We start from the raw sequence: 417 nt of genomic DNA, 5'->3' as shown, positions 1-417 counted from the left end.
CGCGTATAAGAAAGTGGAATCATTAAGGTACTGTGAAGACTTCTATGACTGGCTAAAAAGGAGATGGAAATGATGAAACATGTCATTGCGTTAGATGTGAGTAAAGGCAAAAGTTCGGTGGTTATTTATGATAGGTATCGACAATGTGAATTTGAAGGTGAACTGAATCATACCCGAATCGACTTTGAACGATTACATGAACGTATTGAAGAAATTACGAAGAGTGATGGACAAGTCCCTCACATTGTATTTGAAGCAACTGGTGTCTATTCCAAATCAGTAGAAGCGTTTTTCAAAAATCATGGCTATACATATAGTCGCATGAATCCGCTTGAAGCGAACCTACAAATGGCGAAAATGCGACGTCATAAAACGGACTGTAGTGACGCACATGAACTAGCGAAAACGCACTTTAAA

At 38.8% G+C, this 417-nt stretch carries 1 protein-coding gene; it reads left to right on the top strand.

From position 1 onward, the window contains the following. Nucleotides 1-69 precede the first annotated feature (69 nt). On the top strand, nucleotides 70-417 hold a 348-nt coding region (locus tag DDE80_RS14745; RefSeq protein WP_235612358.1), incomplete at its 3' end, for an IS110 family transposase.

The organism is Metalysinibacillus jejuensis, assembly GCF_003057615.1.
Taxonomy (GTDB): domain Bacteria; phylum Bacillota; class Bacilli; order Bacillales_A; family Planococcaceae; genus Metalysinibacillus; species Metalysinibacillus jejuensis.
Note: the sequence above shows the minus strand (reverse complement) of the source record. Positions and strands in the feature narration are given on the sequence as shown.